This is a genomic window from Corynebacterium sp. HMSC055D05 (assembly GCF_001810365.1).
Lineage (GTDB): Bacteria > Actinomycetota > Actinomycetes > Mycobacteriales > Mycobacteriaceae > Corynebacterium > Corynebacterium coyleae.
Genome location: NZ_KV801043.1, coordinates 1 through 214, shown reverse-complemented (window position 1 = coordinate 214; position 214 = coordinate 1). Strand labels below are relative to the sequence as shown.

Here is a 214-nt window from a genome sequence, read left to right as displayed (position 1 = left end):
ACCCTGACGGGGCAAAAACAAGGGTTGGCAACATGCATCATGCACTCACAAATGAAGCACACCACACAGATGATCAGGCAATCAATGGTTCACCCAACCACCACCGGCACACACCAAACAAGGCATGCACACCATGGCACACAACACCAAGCACACAACAACAAAAAATGCATTGGCACACTATCGAGTTCTCAAACAACACCAGCACACCCAA

Annotated in this window: 1 protein-coding gene; it reads left to right on the top strand. The window is 49.1% G+C overall.

Going from position 1 to position 214, the window contains the following annotated elements:
- Nucleotides 1–32 precede the first annotated feature (32 nt).
- A partial coding sequence (locus HMPREF2734_RS12165; protein WP_210384725.1) for a hypothetical protein occupies nucleotides 33–214 on the top strand: 182 nt, incomplete at its 3' end.